Source organism: Pseudomonas sp. CG7 (assembly GCF_023701885.1).
In the GTDB taxonomy this organism is placed as follows: Bacteria; Pseudomonadota; Gammaproteobacteria; order Pseudomonadales; family Pseudomonadaceae; genus Aquipseudomonas; species Aquipseudomonas zanjanensis.
The window spans coordinates 14,140-31,016 of the sequence record NZ_JABAEE010000006.1 but is presented as its reverse complement, the minus strand read 5'-3'; the positions used below and the strand labels follow the sequence as shown (position 1 = coordinate 31,016).

Sequence of the window (16,877 nt, the reverse complement as noted above, 5' to 3'; positions counted from 1 at the left end):
ATGCGCTGGCTGTTACTGCTCTGTCTTGGCCTGTGCCTGCCGGCATGGTCCGCCACCGACTATTCACTCAAGCCCCGGCAGATCGCCGCAGGCACCTGGCTGCTGGAAGGCAGCACCGAGAACTTTGCCAAGGCCAACGGCGGCAATATCGTCAATACGGCGTTCATCGTCACCGAGGCCGGCGTGGTGGTGATCGACACCGGGCCGTCGAAACGCTACGGCGAGGCGCTGCGCCAGGCCATTGCGGCGACCACCGACAAGCCGGTCATCCAGGTCTTGCTGACCCATCATCACCCTGACCACGTATTGGGCAACCAGGCGTTCAGCGACGTGCCTATCGGTGCCTTGGCGGGCACCACCGACCTGCTGCGACAACAGGGTGATGCGCTGGCGGAGAACATGTACCGGCTGGTGGGCGACTGGATGCGCGGCACCGAGGTGGTACTGCCAACCCAAGTGCTGGTGGCCGAGACGTTGAAGGTGGGCGATCATTCGTTGCGTCTGCTGGCATTGGCCGGGCACACCGGCGCGGACCTGGCGATCCTGGATGAAACCACTGGCGTGTTGTTCGCCGGCGACCTGGTGTTCTACGAGCGGGCCCTGACCACGCCCAACAGCCCCGGTCTGGAAGTCTGGCTCAAGGACCTGGACACCTTGCAGGCCTTGCCCTGGAAGCAGATCGTGCCTGGCCACGGCCCGGTCGCGAGTGACGCCCAGCCTTTCGCGCAGATGCGTGATTACCTGGGCTGGCTCGACCAACTGATGCGCGACGGTGCTACCCGAGGCGACGACATGGCCGAGATGATCCGCGGCCCCATTCCCGAGCGCTTTGCGGGGATCAGCTTGACTCGGTACGAGTTGATTCGCAGTGTCAGTCATCTTTATCCGCGTTATGAGCGGGCAGGGATGAAGCGGGTGGATACCCACGACCCTGACTGAGCACACATCCCCGTGGCGGGGCGCCGGGCCCTGTAGGCGCTGCCGAAGGCTGCGATCTTTTGATCTTTCGCTTGAGACTCGAGTGTCCGGGAAAAGATCGCAGCCTCGTTGCACTCGTCAGCTCCTACACGCGCCCCAGCGGGAGCAAGCTCCCTCGCCACAGGGGGGGCACCGGCAAAGAAGCTGGATGCGACGACGCCTCATGTGTACCAAGGAACTAGAAAACTCAACACAGCGGGCAATTGTTGGCGAGGGCTCCGAGCCCAAGAATCTGTGGCAGACCGGGAAAATTTCCCGGGTATAACAATAACCGCAGAGGTAGCCGTCATGACTCATCCCGCACGTCGCCAACCCTTCGCCGTGAGCCTGCTGCTCAGTGCCATGCTGCTGTCAGGTTCGGCCTTGGCCGCCGTGACCGATCAGGAAATTCTCCAGGACCCGAAAAACCCGCAGCAGGTCGTGACCAACGGCCTGGGGGTCCAGGGCCAGCGCTACAGCCCGCTCGACAGTCTAAATGTCAATAACATCAAGGATTTGCGCCCGGTCTGGGCGTTCTCCTTCGGTGGCGAAAAGCAGCGCGGCCAGCAAGCCCAGCCGATGATCAAGGACGGGGTGATGTACCTCACCGGTTCCTATTCGCGGGTGTTCGCGGTAGATGCGCGAACCGGCAAGAAACTATGGCAGTACGATGCGCGCCTGCCCGATGACATCCGCCCTTGCTGCGATGTGATCAATCGCGGCGTAGCGCTGTATGGCGACCTGGTGTTCTTCGGCACCCTCGACGCCAAGCTGGTGGCCTTGAACAAGGACACCGGCAAAGTGGTGTGGAGCAAGAAGGTGGCCGACCACAAGGAAGGTTATTCCATCAGCGCCGCGCCCATGGTGGTGAATGGCAAGCTGATCACCGGTGTGGCCGGTGGCGAATTCGGCGTGGTCGGCCAGATCAGCGCCTACGATCCGAAGAATGGCGAACTGCTGTGGACCCGCCCGACGGTGGAAGGTCACATGGGTTACGTCTACAAGGACGGCAAGGCGGTCGAGAACGGTATCTCCGGTGGCGAGGCGGGCAAGACCTGGCCGGGCGATCTTTGGAAAACCGGCGGCGCGGCGCCTTGGCTGGGGGGCTACTACGACCCGGAAACCAACCTGCTGCTGTTCGGCACCGGCAACCCGGCCCCTTGGAATTCCCACCTGCGTCCTGGCGACAACCTCTATTCGTCGTCGCGCCTGGCCCTGAACCCGGACGACGGCACCATCAAGTGGCATTTCCAGAGTACGCCCCATGACGGCTGGGACTATGACGGCGTCAATGAGCTGATCTCGTTCAACTACAAGGAAGGCGGCAAAGACATCAAGGCTGCGGCAACGGCCGACCGGAACGGCTTCTTCTACGTGCTCGACCGCACCAACGGGAAGTTCATCCGCGGCTTCCCGTTTGTCGACAAGATCACCTGGGCCACTGGCTTGGACAAGGACGGGCGGCCGATCTACAACGAGGCCAGCCGTCCGGGCGCACCGGGCAGCGAAGCCAAGGGCAGTTCGGTGTTCGTCGCCCCGGCCTTTCTCGGTGCGAAAAACTGGATGCCCATGGCCTACAACCAGGACACCGGCCTGTTCTACGTGCCGTCCAACGAATGGGGCATGGACATCTGGAACGAAGGCATCGCCTACAAGAAAGGCGCGGCGTTCCTCGGGGCCGGGTTCACCATCAAGCCGCTGAACGAGGATTACATCGGCGTGCTGCGGGCCATCGACCCCAAGACCGGCAAGGAAGTCTGGCGCCACAAGAACTTCGCGCCGCTGTGGGGCGGGGTCCTGACCACCAAGGGCAACCTGGTGTTCACCGGCACGCCTGAAGGGTTCCTCCAGGCGTTCAACGCCAAGACTGGCGAAAAGGTCTGGGAATTCCAGACCGGCTCCGGCGTGCTTGGCTCGCCCATCACATGGGAAATGGACGGTGAGCAATACGTCTCCGTTGTTTCCGGCTGGGGCGGTGCTGTGCCGCTGTGGGGCGGCGAGGTGGCCAAACGCGTGAAGGACTTCAACCAGGGCGGCATGCTCTGGACCTTCAAGTTGCCGAAAGAGCTTGTCGCCAAGCGCTGAGCCAACCTTGGCAAAGGTAGAACCTGTGGGAGCGAGCTTGCTCGCGATGAGGCCAGAACATCTTGCATCGATGTTGACTGATCCGCCGCCATCGCGAGCAAGCTCGCTCCCACAAAAAAGCCCGGGTCATCCTCGGATCGCGGCAAAACCTACGACCAAATAACGAGAGAGCCCCCTGCCAATGACGCATTCGTCCACGGCACGGGGCTCTCTACCATCGGCCTATCGCCTGTCCCGTGACAGGCATCGACCAGGCAGAGGCCCCATCATGATCTACGCACAACCCGGAACCCCAGGCGCCGTCGTTTCCTTCAAACCGCGCTACGGCAATTTCATCGGCGGCGAATTCGTCGCGCCGGTCAACGGTGAGTATTTCACCAACACGTCCCCGGTCAACGGCGAAGTCATTGCCCAATTCCCGCGCTCCAACGCCGCCGACATCGACAAGGCACTGGATGCGGCCCATGCCGCCGCCGACGCCTGGGGCAAGACCTCGGTGCAGGACCGCTCGCGGGTGCTGCTGAAAATCGCTGACCGCATCGAGCAGAACCTGGAAGTCCTCGCCGTCAGCGAGACCTGGGACAACGGCAAGGCCGTGCGCGAGACCCTCAATGCCGACGTGCCGTTGGCGGCCGACCATTTCCGTTACTTCGCTGGCTGCATTCGCGCCCAAGAGGGTGGGGCGGCCGAGATCAACGAACTGACCACCGCCTATCATTTCCACGAGCCGCTGGGCGTGGTCGGGCAGATCATCCCGTGGAACTTCCCGCTGCTGATGGCTGCCTGGAAACTCGCCCCGGCCCTGGCCGCCGGTAACTGCATCGTGCTCAAGCCAGCCGAACAGACGCCGCTGTCGATCATGGTCTTCGCGGAACTGATCGCCGACCTGCTGCCACCCGGGGTGTTGAACATCGTCCACGGTTTCGGCCGCGAAGCCGGTGAAGCCCTGGCCACCAGCAAGCGTATCGCCAAGATCGCCTTCACCGGCTCCACCCCGGTGGGCTCGCACATCATGAAGTGCGCCGCCGAGAACATCATCCCGTCTACCGTGGAGCTGGGCGGCAAGTCGCCAAACATCTTCTTCGAAGACATCATGCAAGCCGAGCCGGCCTTTATCGAAAAGGCGGCTGAAGGCCTGGTGCTGGCGTTTTTCAACCAGGGCGAAGTCTGCACCTGCCCATCTCGTGCCTTGGTACAAGAATCGATCTATGTGCCGTTCATGGCCGAGGTGATGAAAAAGATCGCCAAGATCAAGCGCGGCAACCCGCTGGACACCGAGACCATGGTCGGCGCCCAGGCGTCCGAGCAGCAATTCGATAAGATCCTGTCGTACCTTGAGATTGCCCAGCAAGAAGGCGCCGAGCTGCTCACCGGCGGCGCTGCCGAGCGACTCGAGGGTGATTTGTCGAGCGGCTATTACATCCAGCCGACCCTGCTCAAGGGCCACAACAAAATGCGTGTGTTCCAGGAGGAAATCTTCGGTCCAGTGGTGGGCGTGACCACCTTCAAGGACGAAGCCGAAGCCCTGGCCATCGCCAACGACACCGAGTTCGGCCTCGGTGCCGGCCTGTGGACCCGCGACATCAACCGCGCCTACCGCATGGGCCGGGCGATCAAGGCCGGTCGCGTGTGGACCAACTGCTACCACCTGTACCCGGCCCATGCCGCGTTCGGTGGCTACAAGAAGTCCGGCGTGGGTCGTGAAACCCACAAGATGATGCTCGACCACTACCAGCAGACCAAGAACCTGCTGGTGAGCTACGACATCAATCCGCTGGGCTTCTTCTAACCCGGTAACACAGCACTCCCCCTGTGGGAGCGAGCTTGCTCGCGATAGCGGTCGATCAGTCAACACCAATGTTGAATGTCCCGGCCTCATCGCGAGCAAGCTCGCTCCCACAAGGGTTATGCAATGGCATGTCCCCCATCCAATACCAACGCACCCCACCCACCGCTTCGAAAGTAGCATTCGAGCCCCAGGCGTGGCGTGCATTAATGACCTTGCCGGAATCGCCCGGTACAAGAAGAGGAAAGACCCATGTGGACTAAACCCGCGTACACCGACCTGCGTATCGGCTTTGAAGTGACGATGTACTTCGCCAACCGATGAGTGCCGGCCCGGCCTGAGGCGTTCAGGCCGGGCTACCCCATTGGTCTGATTGCAATCACCGTGGGATGCTTTAGGCTCAAGGTATCCCAGACAATAACAACAGGCTTACCGATGAGCCACGTCACTGAAAAGATGAGCCTCAGCCCGCTGCGCAAGTTCGTTTCCCCTGAAATCATGTTCGGTGCCGGTTGTCGGCACAATGTCGGCAACTACGCCAAGACCTTCGGCGCGCGCAAAGTGCTGATCGTCACCGATCCCGGGGTCATCGCCGCCGGTTGGGTGGCGGACGTCGAAGCCAGCCTCCAGGCCCAAGGTATCGATTACTGCATCTACAGCGCGGTCTCGCCCAATCCCCGGGTCGAGGAAGTGATGCTCGGCGCTGACCTGTACCGGGAAAACCATTGCGATGTCATCGTCGCGGTGGGCGGTGGCAGCCCCATGGATTGCGGCAAAGGCATCGGCATTGTCGTCGCCCACGGCCGCAACATCCTCGAGTTCGAAGGCGTCGATACCCTGCACGTGCCCAGCCCGCCTCTGATCTTGATTCCCACCACGGCGGGGACGTCGGCGGACGTGTCGCAGTTCGTGATCATCTCCAACCAGCAAGAACGCATGAAGTTTTCCATCGTCAGCAAGGCGGCGGTGCCGGACGTGTCGTTGATCGACCCGGAAACCACCCTGAGCATGGACCCGTTCCTGTCCGCCTGTACCGGCATCGACGCCCTGGTGCATGCCATCGAGGCCTTCGTGTCCACCGGCCACGGCCCGTTGACCGACCCCCATGCGCTGGAAGCCATGCGCCTGATCAACAACAACCTGGTGCAGATGATCGCCAACCCGGCGGACGTCGCCCTGCGGGAAAAAATCATGTTGGGCAGCATGCAGGCCGGGCTGGCGTTCTCCAACGCGATCCTCGGGGCGGTGCATGCGATGTCCCACAGCCTGGGCGGTTTCCTCGACTTGCCCCATGGCTTGTGCAACGCGGTACTGGTGGAGCATGTGGTGGCGTTCAACTACAACTCGGCACCGGAGCGTTTCAAGGTGATTGCCGAGACCCTGGGCATCGATTGCCGGGGGCTCAATCACCGGCAGATCCGCGGCCGGCTGGTGGAGCACCTGATTGCCCTCAAGCGCACCATCGGTTTCCACGAGACCCTGGGCCTGCACGGTGTCAGCACGTCGGACATTCCGTTCCTGTCGCAACATGCGATGCACGACCCGTGCATCCTCACCAATCCTCGGGAGTCGAGCCAGCGGGATGTCGAGGTCGTCTATGGCGAAGCCCTCTGACGAGCAGCAAAAAGCCCTGGCCGGGCTGCTGGGGCTGGGCAATCACTCGACGCGCAAGAGTCACTACCCGGAACTGACGGCCCGTCTCGATGAGCTGGAACAGGCCCGCCGACACCTGCAACAACTCAATGACCAACTCGAGCAACGGGTGGCCGAGCGCACCGATGCGTTGCTGGAAGCCAACCACAACCTGCAGCAGCAGATTGCCCAACGCGAGCAGATAGAGCAGCAATTGCGCGATGCCCGGGATGTCGCCCAGGCCGCCAACCGCAGCAAGGACAAGTACCTGGCCGCCGCCAGCCATGATCTGTTGCAGCCCCTCAACGCGGCCCGCCTGCTGATCGCCACCTTGCGTGAACGCCAGTTGCCAGCCGCCGAGCACGTGCTGGTGGAACGCACTCATCAAGCGCTCGAAGGCGCCGAAGACCTGCTCACTGACCTGCTGGACATTTCCCGGCTCGACCAGGCCGCCGTCAAGCCCGACCTGGCGCCGTATCGGCTGGATGAGTTGCTGGGGCCGCTGGTGTCGGAGTTTCAATCGGTAGCCGGTGCCGCCGGGTTGGAGCTGCGGGTACGGTTTGGCGACGAAGCGGTGCTGACTGACCTGCGATTGATCAGCCGTATCCTGCGCAATCTGCTGAGCAATGCCTGCCGCTACACCAATCAAGGCGGCATTCTCCTGGCGGCCAGACGTCGGGGAGGGCGCCTGAGCCTGGAAGTCTGGGACACGGGACGGGGCATCGCCGCCGATTGCCTGGAGGCGAGTTTCCTCGAGTTCAATCAACTGGACGTCGGCCGGGCGGCGGATCGCAAAGGCGTGGGCCTGGGGTTGGCGATCGTCGAACGCATCGCCCATATCCTCGGTTACCGGGTACAGGTGCGTTCGCGCCCGGGACGGGGTTCGGTGTTCAGCATCGAGGTGCCGCTGTCCAGTGAAAAACCGCAACCCGTATCCCAGGCCCCGGCCCAGGCGGTCGTCGGCAACCCACTGCCGGGGCGGCGTTTGTTGGTGATCGACAACGAACTGAGCATCTTGCAAAGCATGGCCGCGCTGTTGGGGCAATGGGGTTGCGAGGTGTTGACCGCCACCGACGAGGCGGGCGCCCTTGACGTGCTGCAAAACCGCGCGCCGGAGTTGAGCCTGGCGGATTTTCACCTGGATCATGGGGTCGTCGGCTGTGAAGTGGTCAAGCACCTGCGCGAGCATTTCCTCCAGGCGATCCCGGCGGTCATCATCACCGCCGACCGCAGCGACCAGTGCCGCCGCGCCCTGCGCAAGCTGGATGCGCCGCTGCTCAACAAACCGGTCAAGCCTGGCAAGTTGCGGGCGGTGTTGAGCCAGATCCTCGGTTAGCGCCTCAAACCTACAGACCCCACCCATCCCTGTGGGAGCGAGCTTGCTCGCGATTAGCGGCCGATCAATCAACATCAATGTTGCATGTCCCGGCCTCATCGCGAGCAAGCTCGCTCCCACAGGAGGTCTGCATCGGGCCAAAGGGGCTTGAATCCAGGCTCACTGCCGATCAGGCCATTAAAATGCCGTCATTTGGTCGGCGTTTTTGCCAAGAATGTAAAAATGCGCTTCGGTCTGTTTATTTCCTTATGTAAACTCCCCCCGCTGCGACAATCGGGCACGGCCACGCCAGGCCCGATGAACACCGTTTGCAGCGTCCCTCACCCAGCTGAAGCCAAGACCTACAAGAAGTCAGCGCCGGAGAGACATAAACGAGAGGCCGACGAATATGCTCGGCCCTGTAGGTCCATCCTCCAGTCCGTCTCGATCCATCCCCCAGCATTGCTGGCCGTGGATGTGATCTATCCTTGATCAGGACCGGTGGACGGAATGGCGTTCATCCTAGGGATACACACATGTTGAAGAAAACACACACGGCGCTACTGGGCCTGGCGATGGCGATGGGTCTTGCGACCACGCACGCCGCCGAGCCAAAAAAAGTGGATGTCTTGCTCATTGGTGGGGGCATCATGAGCTCGACTCTCGGCGTCTGGCTCAATGAGCTGGAGCCGGGCTGGACCATGGAAATGGTCGAGCGCCTGGACGGTGTTGCCGAAGAGAGTTCCAACGGTTGGAACAATGCCGGTACGGGTCACTCTGCACTGGCCGAGCTGAACTACACGCCGGAAGACAAGAATGGCAAGGTCGAGATCGTCAAGGCCATCGAGATCAACGAAGCGTTCCAGATCTCCCGTCAGTTCTGGTCCTGGCAGGTCAAGAACGGTGTGCTGAAGAACCCGCGCTCGTTCATTAACTCCACGCCGCACATGAGCTTCGTCTGGGGTGATGACAACATCGCGTTCCTGAAGAAGCGCTACGAAGCGCTCCAGGCCAGCCCGTTGTTCGCCGGCATGCAGTATTCCGAAGACCCTGCGCAGATCAGCAAGTGGGTTCCGCTGATGATGCAAGGGCGTGACCCGAGCCAGAAAGTCGCGGCCACCTGGAGCCCGTTGGGTACTGACGTGAACTTCGGCGAAATCACCCGCCAATTCGCGACTTACCTGCAAACCAAGCCGAACTTCTCCCTCAAGCTGTCCAGCGAAGTGGAAGAAATCACCCGCAACGAAGACGGCACCTGGCGCGTTTCGTACACGAACCTGAAAGACGGTACCGAAACCGCGACCGACGCCAAGTTTGTGTTCATCGGCGCCGGCGGCGGTGCGTTGCACCTGCTGCAGAAGTCCGACATCCCGGAAGCGCGTGAATACGCCGGTTTCCCGGTAGGTGGTTCGTTCCTGGTCACCGAAAACCCGACCGTCGCCCAACTGCACCTGGCGAAGGCGTATGGCAAGGCTTCGGTGGGCGCACCGCCGATGTCGGTTCCGCACTTGGACACCCGCGTGCTCGATGGCAAGCGCGTGATCCTGTTTGGCCCGTTCGCAACGTTCTCCACCAAGTTCCTGAAGAACGGTTCGTACTTCGACCTGCTGACCAGCACCACCACCCACAACGTGTGGCCGATGACCAAGGTCGGTATCGAACAGTATCCACTGGTCGAATACCTGGCCGGCCAGCTGATGCTGTCGGACGAAGACCGCTTCAACGCGCTGAAAGAGTACTTCCCGGACGCCAAGCAGGAAGACTGGCGCCTGTGGCAGGCCGGCCAGCGCGTGCAGATCATCAAGCGTGACGAAGAGAAGGGCGGCGTGCTGAAACTCGGTACCGAAGTGGTTGCCTCCCAGGATGGCAGCATCGCCGGCCTGCTGGGTGCCTCGCCAGGCGCCTCGACTGCCGCACCGATCATGCTGAACGTGCTTGAGAAGGTCTTCAAGGACAAGGTCGCCAGCCCGGCCTGGCAGGAAAAACTGCGCCAGATCGTGCCAAGCTACGGCACCAAGCTCAACGATAGTCCTGAGCGCGTAGCCCAGGAATGGGCGTACACCAGCGAGGTCCTGCAACTGGACACACCGCCGGTAATCGGCAAGCCTGGCACTACCGCGGCACCGGCCAAGCCGGGCGTTGCCCCGCAAGCCAATCCAGCGGCTGACATGGCGCTGTAAGCCGGACGCTGTCTGAAGTAGTACAAGAAACGCCGCTCAAATGAGCGGCGTTTTTATATTGGGCGCTCGGTTAACCCCTAATGTGGGCTTGCTCGCGAAGAGGCCATCACAGGCGACATCTGTAGTGACTGTGCCTCCGTTATCGCGAGCAGGCTCGCTCCCACAGGGGGCAGACTTGACCGCAAGTCTTCCATCCGCCGCGAATCCCTTGTGGGAGCGAGCCTGCTCGCGATAGCGGTGGGCCCGCCAACATCAATGCCCGATCTGCGAAAGGTCTGCCCCATCCTCTGCGCATACCTGTCGAAACCGCGCGTCAAAATCCTCCGCTAACTGCGCCAGGGTAATTGCTCCCAAACGCTTGAGCAGCAACGCCTGGGCCTCATCGAACGCATCCGTCAGCGCGCCATTCACCGCCTGTTCCACCAGGCATTGCGGATGATCGGTGGACAGGCCAATGGCATAGATCGACGTGCTGCCCAAGGCTTGGTGGATGTCCAGCAAGGTCATCTCCGACAGCGGCTTGCTCAAGGTCCAGCCGCCACGATGGCCTTTTTCCGACGTGACATACCCCTGTTCCTTGAGCAACGCCATGGTCCGGCGCACCACCACCGGGTTGGTGCCCAGCATCTGCGCGAGGGTGTCGGACGTGGCCGATTGTTGGTGGCGATCCATGTGGATCAATACGTGGAGCATGCGGGACAGGCGGGTGTCGGGTCTCATGAGCGGTGCAGCGTTCCGTGGCGAAGATCGGCCTGAGTATCGCCTGTAATTGCAAAAGTTACGAGATCGTTGACAGGCGCTTTTCAAGGAACTTACGATGTATCGAGACTTTATCAATTCCGCCAGACCACCCCAGGAGATTGATCATGCACTACGACGTCGTCATCGCAGGCGGCAGCTACGCCGGTATGTCCGCAGCCCTGCAACTGGCCCGTGCCCGCCGCAAAGTGCTGGTCATCGATGCCGGCCAGCGGCGCAACCGGTTCGCGGCCAGCGCCCAAGGTTTTCTCGGACAGGATGGCCGCGCGCCCGGAGACATTGCCGATGATGCCCGCCGCCAGCTGTTGGCCTACCCGACGGTAGAGTGGGTATCGGCTACCGCGAGCAAGGCCAGCCAGGAGGGGGGCGGCTTCCTCGTGGAGACCCATGACGGGCAACGCTACAGCACCCAGCGCCTGCTGTTGGCCACCGGGGTCATCGATGAGTTGCCCGACGTGGAAGGGCTGGCGCAGCGCTGGGGCAAAAGCGTCTTCCATTGTCCGTATTGCCACGGCTATGAACTGGAACAAGGTCCCATCGGGGTGTTGGCGACCTCGCCGATGTCGCTCCACCATGCCTTGATGCTGCCCGACTGGGGCCCGACGACGTTCTTCACCAATGGCGTGTTCGAGCCCGACCTTGAGCAACAGGACAGCCTGGCCCGACGGGGCGTAACCCTGGTGCCGGAGCGTGTCGAACGTATTGAAGGCGACCGGGCCGACGTGGTGCTGGCGGACGGACGGGTGATCGCCATTGACGGCTTGTTTGTCCTGCCGCGCATCCAGGTGGCCGGTTCACTCGCGGCGTCCTTGGGCTGTGCTTTTGAAGACGGCCCGCTCGGGGCGTTCATCCAGGCCGACCCGATGACGCGTGCAACCAGCGTCCCGGGTGTTTTTGTCTGGGGCGATGCGGCGATGCCGTTCGGCTCAGTCGCGTTGGCGGTCGGCGATGGGGTGAGGGCGGGCTCCGGGGTGCATCGTTCGCTGATCTTCGATGCGCATTGAAGCCCGCCCTTGAGCGTTATACCTGTACCGCGCCGGTTGCCACGGCAAAGGCAAGCATCACCCGGCTGACGCCCCAGGCCCAGAAGACCGTATAGGTGATGTGCTTGCGCAGCTCCACCCCGGACAACGCCAGCGCTAGATAGACGCTGGGCACCACCGGGCTGATGGAAAAGCCGGCGTTCTCCCCGATCAGCATGGCCCGGGCCACGGCTTCGAGAGGAACACCCGCGGCGGCGGCCACGTCCTTGATCACCGGAAGCAGGGCGAAATAATAGGCGTCCGGTGAAAAGATCATGCCCAGGGGCACGCCGAAGAAACCGACGATCACGTGCAGGTATTGGGCGGATCCCGCCGGCAGGATATCGATCAGTGCCAAGGCCATGCCGTCGGACATCTTCGCGCCGGAGAGCACGCCCAACAGGACGGCAGCAGCCATCATCACCAGGACCATTTGCAGCGCGTCGGCGGCATGGGCCTTGAGGCGTTCGGCCTGGGCGTCCAGGGACGGGAAGTTCAAGGGCAGGGCGATGCCCAGGCCCACCATGAAACAGGCGTACAGGGGGAAAATACCGGTGAACAGGCACACCAGGATCCCAGCGGTCAGCGCCACGTTCAGCCAGTAGCGCAGCTCCCGGGGCGAGAGGCTGAATTCCCGGTCCTGGGGTTGCAGCCCGTCGAGGTCGCACGTCGCCGCTGCCCCGAGGGACATCGGTTGGCGACGCTGGGCGCGCAGGCCCAATACGGTCGCGACCAGCAGCATGCACGCCAGGCCCACCATCTGCACCGGCAGCAAGCCTAGCCACAACTGCGTGGCATCCAGCCCCGACACCGCGGCGGCCCGTGCGGTCGTGCCGCCCCAAGGGACCATATTGATGACACCGGCCGTGGTGCCGACCAGGCACAACAGCATCGCCGGGCTCATGTTCAGGCGTTTGTACAAGGGCAACAGGGCCGGGATGGTCAGCAAGAACGTGGCGGCGCCGACGCCGTCGAGATGAACCACCGACGTCACCAATACCGTTACCAACGCCACGGCCAACGGCTTGCCGCCCGTGCTGCGGATCAGCAGATTGACCAACGGATCGAACAGGCCGCGGTCACGCATGATGCCGAAAAACAGGATGGCGAACAGAAACAGTGCGGCGGTCGGGGCCACTGTAATCAGGCCGGCCTTGATGAACTCGCCGATCTGTCCGAGATTGAAACCGGCCAGCAGGCAAACGACCACGGGAAGGGTGGTGAACGCCACAACCGGACTGATCCTGCGCAGCAATATCAAGCCGATGATGGCGAACATCATCAGGAAACCCAGGGTTGTAATCATGTTGCAGCCTCTCTTTTTATTGTTGTCGGATGGTGCGCGGGCGGTGGCTCGGTCAGCCTTGCGGGCCTGGCAAACGCAGGGCCAGCAGCAGGTAACTCAGGCTTTTGCCGTGGCGGTCAAGACCGCAACTGCGGTTCACTCCACCCTCCAGGGCGTCCTCAAGTACGAAATTCAATGCGTTCAGGTTCGGCAGCTCATAGCGATGCACCTTGGAGGGCTGGCGCGTCGCGAATTGCTCGGCCACCCGGGCGCAGGTCAGTTCCCGTAGCAGCCAGGGGTAGTGGGCAGGATCGTTGGGAAACAGGGCGATGCTGAGAATGTTGCCTTTGTCGCCAGCACGGGCATGGGCATAGTCAGCGAGGGTGACCAGGTTCATCAATACCACTCCAGGGTTGTGTGGATCTCATTTCGCGGCAGCAGGAAGCTGCGAGTGGTGACGGTCTCGGCGAGGTGCCGACGCACGCCACCGCCGCGCGCGGGCCCGTTGGGATAGAGCGACTCAACCTCTGCCAGCAGCGCTTCCACCAGCAATCGGTCGGTGTGGGTCAAGCCGATGCGCACGCGCACATCTTCCAGGGAGGGCGCCTGGGCCAGTTGCTTTTGCAGATAACGACCGCCCTGGTCGTTGAAAAGGCTGGCAACCCCGGACAGGTCGATCCAGGGCTGTATCCCCGGTGCCATTTGGTCAAAACGTTGCAGCAGGATCTCCCGCGCCAGTGCAGCACGCGCCACGGCACCGGGGCCTGCGTAGGAGATTTCCGCCTCGCCGAACCACAGGCCGCGCACCCCCGCCAGGCCCTTGAGCGTGTAGGGACGTGGATGGCCAAGCAGGCCACTGATCTCGACACGGTCATCGCCCAGATCCTCTACGCGAGCCTGGCCCAGGTCCAGCACCACGTCCGGCGTCAGGTAGCGTCGAGGGTCATGTACTTCGTAGAGGAGTTGTTCCTTGACGGTCTGTTCGCTGACCCGGCCACCGCTGTTGCGAGTCTTGCCGATGATCAGGCGGCCGTCCTGGTGAACCTCTGCAATGGGGCAGCCGAGGTTGGCCGGGTCCGGAATGTCTTTCACCCCAGGATGGGCAAAGTAGCCGCCAGTGACCTGGGTGCAACATTCCAGCAGATGCCCGGCTGTGGTGGCGACGGCCATTTTCTGCCAATCGTCAGCCGCCCAACCCAGCCCATGGCGGATCGCCCCCACCGCCAGCGACGGATCCGCGACCCTACCACACAGCACGATCCCGGCGCCCTCGGCCAACGCCTGGGCAATACCGTCGGCCCCGGTGTAGACGTTCACCGAAACGGGGTGCTCCAAGGGGGCCGATGACAACCATCGTTCGTACCGGGGAGGCGTTTCTTCCAACAGGTCATCGCCCAATACACAGGCGATTTTCAGCTCAGGGAAGCGACCCGCCAACCCGTGTCGCAGCCGTCGCGCGGCCGCTCGGGGATTGGCGGCGCCGCCGTTGGTGATGATCGGGATGCCGGCCTCGATGCACAGGTCGAGCATGGGTTCGAGGAAGTCGAACAGGCGGGCGGAGTAGCCTGTCTCTGGATCAAGTCGTTTGCGTAGCTGCGCCTCGGCCAGGGTCCGCTCAGCCAGTAGCTCCAGCATGATGTAGCGCTGGCCGCTGCGTTGCGCCAGGTCCTGGGCCAGGCGCAGGGCGGCGTCGGGTCGATCATTGGCGAAACCGGCGCCACACCCGACGAGAATTGTTTTTGTCATGTCCGAGTTCCACTGAAAGGTGGCTCCATAGTGGAGGGGCTGGATTATTCTGTGAATTTTAAAGATAGAATCAATTGATCCAGTAATTTTATGAGTGGGCCATGAACGTTTCTTTTCGTCAGCTTCGTGCCTTCATCCTGATCGCCGAGACGTCGAGCTTTACCCGCACGGCAGAACAATTGCACCTGTCCCAACCGGCGTTGAGCTACAGCATTCGCAAATTGGAAGAGAGCATGGGCTTGCAACTGCTCGCGCGTAACACCCGCAGCGTCGAACTGACGCCCGCCGGAGAGCACTTCTTGCCCCAGGCCCGGCGCATGCTCCGGGACATGGACGATGCCGTACGCGATGCTCGTGACACCCTCAACCTGAGCCGGGGTACGCTCCGGCTGGCGGCCCTGCCTACCGCCGCCGCATCGTTCCTGCCGATGGCCATTGCTGCTTTCCAGCGTGAGAACCCGGGCGTGACGGTGAGCTTGCTGGATGGCCGCGCGGGGGAAATCATGGGCTGGGTGCAGCGAGGCGAGGTGGACGCCGGCATCAGTTCGCTGCCTGACGATCTTTCCGGATTGAGTTTCGAGCGACTGCTGGATGACAACCTTGTGCTATTGAGCCACAAGGATCACCTGCGCGAAGGCCTGGACGACTGGAAGCGGCAGCCCTACATCGCGCTTACGCCCGACACCAGCATCCGCCCCCTGGCTGACGCTGCATTGCGCTATCTGAACGTCGATGCGGTTCCGGCCTGGGAGGTCGCGCACATGAGCACCGCCACGGCGTTGGTGCGCGAAGGATTGGGATTCTCCCTGCTGCCGGCCAGTTGCACGGCCGTGTTCAACATTGGCGAGCAGTGCATGGTCACTGCCATCGACCAGCCGGCGAAACGCTCGATCGGCCTGTTGCAGCGCAAGCCGGTGGCTCCATCACCCTCGTTGAGCCAGTTCATGGAGCATGTGCGGCAGGTGCTGCGGCAGGATGAGGCCAGCCACGGGCGCTGAGGTTGATCAGGCACTGGCTATCGCGAGCAAGCTCGCTCCCACATTGGCGGATGGTGGAACTTGAGCGCATGACCGCCACAACGCCCACTGTGGGAGCGAGCCTGCTCGCGAAAACGGTGGTTCAGACAGCATCGATGTTGAATATGCCGCCGCCTTCGCGAGCAGGCTCGCTCCCACACTGGCTGGCGCTGGGACTTGATTGCATGGCCGCCAAAAATCCCCTGTGGGAGCGAGCTTGCTCGCGATGGCACCGCTACTGCGGCGTGCCAAACATCGCCGTCCAATAGATCCCCGCATCGCTTTTCGGATCGGTCGCATACCCGGCGCCCAATTCGCGGAACTGCGGGTTCATCAGGTTGGCGCAGTGCCCTGGGCTCGCCAGCCAGCCATCCACCACCTTGAGCGCGGTATCTTGGCCGGCGGCAATGTTCTCGCCGATCAATTGGCCCAGGTAGCCGGCCAGTTCGGCGCGGTCGCCGGGCGTGCGAGTGTCCCGGTCCTTGTGGTCGAAGAAGTTGTTGTTGGCCATGGCCCGGGTGTGCGTGACGGCGGCCAGGGCCAGGGTGGCGTTCCAGGCCAGCGGCGTGGTGGCGGCGAAGGCTTCGGTGCCGCAGCGACGCGGCTGGGCGCGGGCGCTGTTGATCAGCTTCAGCAGTTTCTGGCCCTCCGCTTGCCAATCACCCAGGCGCGCCGACAACAGCGGGCGCGCCAGCACGATGCGCCATTCGCGATCCAGGCGGCTGACGCCGATGTCGACGAACTGTGGGTCGAGCACCACCTGGCAGAAGCTTTCCTGCACGGCTTTCATGGCCGATTGCGCATCGCGCGGCCCGGACAGGCTGATGGCTTGCACGTTGACCATGGGATAGGCCGCCCGCGCCAGCGCCTGTTGCAGGTCGCCGATGCCATTGGCCGACAGGATCAGCCGGGAGTCCATCGCCAGCGGCGGCAGCTCCAACGAGGCCTGGCCGGCGCAGCTTTGGGATTGGCTGCGGTAAAGGTTGATGGACTCGACCAGTTGCGTCTCTTCGGTGGCCGTGGCGCTGGTGGTGAACGCCAGGCCCAGCGACAGCACGACAAGACCCATGACGGATGAAATGGCACGCATGTAA

The 16,877-nt window shown here is 62.6% G+C and carries 14 protein-coding genes; 9 read left to right on the top strand and 5 right to left on the bottom strand.

Annotated features, from left to right (window positions below; all coding sequences use genetic code 11):
* The 7 genes from HGO40_RS04370 (at position 1) to mqo (ending at position 9,955) form a co-directional block, all read left to right on the top strand.
* Positions 1-939 carry a quinoprotein relay system zinc metallohydrolase 1 gene (locus HGO40_RS04370; protein ID WP_250962030.1) on the top strand — a complete coding sequence of 313 codons (939 nt, stop codon included), beginning with the start codon at positions 1-3 and terminating at the stop codon, positions 937-939.
* 327 nt (positions 940-1,266) lie between these two features.
* A complete protein-coding gene (locus HGO40_RS04365; protein WP_250962029.1) occupies positions 1,267-3,042 on the top strand; it encodes a PQQ-dependent methanol/ethanol family dehydrogenase in 1,776 nt (591 codons plus the stop codon).
* A gap of 268 nt (positions 3,043-3,310) precedes the next feature.
* The gene (gene exaC / locus HGO40_RS04360) at positions 3,311-4,831 is read left to right on the top strand and encodes an acetaldehyde dehydrogenase ExaC (RefSeq protein ID WP_186707619.1); all 1,521 of its coding nucleotides are present in this window, start codon (positions 3,311-3,313) and stop codon (positions 4,829-4,831) included.
* A gap of 249 nt (positions 4,832-5,080) precedes the next feature.
* Complete coding sequence (pqqA, locus tag HGO40_RS04355) at positions 5,081-5,152, top strand: pyrroloquinoline quinone precursor peptide PqqA (RefSeq protein WP_003243383.1); 72 nt, start codon at positions 5,081-5,083, stop codon at positions 5,150-5,152.
* Positions 5,153-5,284: 132 nt separating this feature from the next.
* Positions 5,285-6,442: an alcohol dehydrogenase-like regulatory protein ErcA gene (gene ercA, locus HGO40_RS04350; protein WP_250962090.1), complete on the top strand. Its 1,158-nt coding sequence runs from the start codon at positions 5,285-5,287 to the stop codon at positions 6,440-6,442.
* Positions 6,426-7,796, top strand: coding sequence for a hybrid sensor histidine kinase/response regulator (locus tag HGO40_RS04345; RefSeq protein ID WP_250962028.1), 1,371 nt, complete (start codon positions 6,426-6,428; stop codon positions 7,794-7,796). Before ercA ends, HGO40_RS04345 begins: the two co-directional genes overlap by 17 nt.
* Positions 7,797-8,311: 515 nt before the next feature.
* The gene (mqo, locus tag HGO40_RS04340; RefSeq protein WP_250962027.1) at positions 8,312-9,955 is read left to right on the top strand and encodes a malate dehydrogenase (quinone); all 1,644 of its coding nucleotides are present in this window, start codon (positions 8,312-8,314) and stop codon (positions 9,953-9,955) included.
* A 252-nt stretch (positions 9,956-10,207) separates the two neighbouring features.
* On the opposite strand, the gene HGO40_RS04335 is transcribed toward mqo, so the two are convergent.
* Complete coding sequence (locus HGO40_RS04335) at positions 10,208-10,675, bottom strand: Rrf2 family transcriptional regulator (protein ID WP_250962026.1); 468 nt, start codon at positions 10,673-10,675, stop codon at positions 10,208-10,210.
* Positions 10,676-10,821: 146 nt separating this feature from the next.
* Between HGO40_RS04335 and HGO40_RS04330 the strand changes: the two genes are divergently transcribed.
* Complete coding sequence (locus HGO40_RS04330; RefSeq protein ID WP_250962025.1) at positions 10,822-11,718, top strand: NAD(P)/FAD-dependent oxidoreductase; 897 nt, start codon at positions 10,822-10,824, stop codon at positions 11,716-11,718.
* Positions 11,719-11,734: 16 nt separating this feature from the next.
* Here the strand turns inward: HGO40_RS04330 and HGO40_RS04325 are convergent, their stop codons facing one another.
* From HGO40_RS04325 to HGO40_RS04315, 3 genes are read right to left on the bottom strand one after another with little or no spacing between them, the layout of a single operon-like run.
* A complete protein-coding gene (locus HGO40_RS04325; RefSeq protein ID WP_250962024.1) occupies positions 11,735-13,042 on the bottom strand; it encodes a CitMHS family transporter in 1,308 nt (435 codons plus the stop codon).
* A gap of 52 nt (positions 13,043-13,094) precedes the next feature.
* Entirely contained in the window at positions 13,095-13,418 is a 324-nt protein-coding gene (locus HGO40_RS04320) for an AtuA-related protein (RefSeq protein ID WP_250962023.1), read from the bottom strand.
* Complete coding sequence (locus HGO40_RS04315) at positions 13,418-14,767, bottom strand: acyclic terpene utilization AtuA family protein (RefSeq protein WP_250962022.1); 1,350 nt, start codon at positions 14,765-14,767, stop codon at positions 13,418-13,420. Before HGO40_RS04315 ends, HGO40_RS04320 begins: the two co-directional genes overlap by 1 nt.
* Before the next feature lie 101 nt (positions 14,768-14,868).
* Here HGO40_RS04315 and HGO40_RS04310 point away from each other — a divergent pair, with 101 nt between their 5' ends.
* A complete protein-coding gene (locus HGO40_RS04310; RefSeq protein WP_250962021.1) occupies positions 14,869-15,765 on the top strand; it encodes a LysR family transcriptional regulator in 897 nt (298 codons plus the stop codon).
* 253 nt (positions 15,766-16,018) lie between these two features.
* Here the strand turns inward: HGO40_RS04310 and HGO40_RS04305 are convergent, their stop codons facing one another.
* A complete protein-coding gene (locus tag HGO40_RS04305) occupies positions 16,019-16,873 on the bottom strand; it encodes a CAP domain-containing protein (protein WP_250962020.1) in 855 nt (284 codons plus the stop codon).
* Between the last annotated feature and the right edge of the window lie 4 nt (positions 16,874-16,877).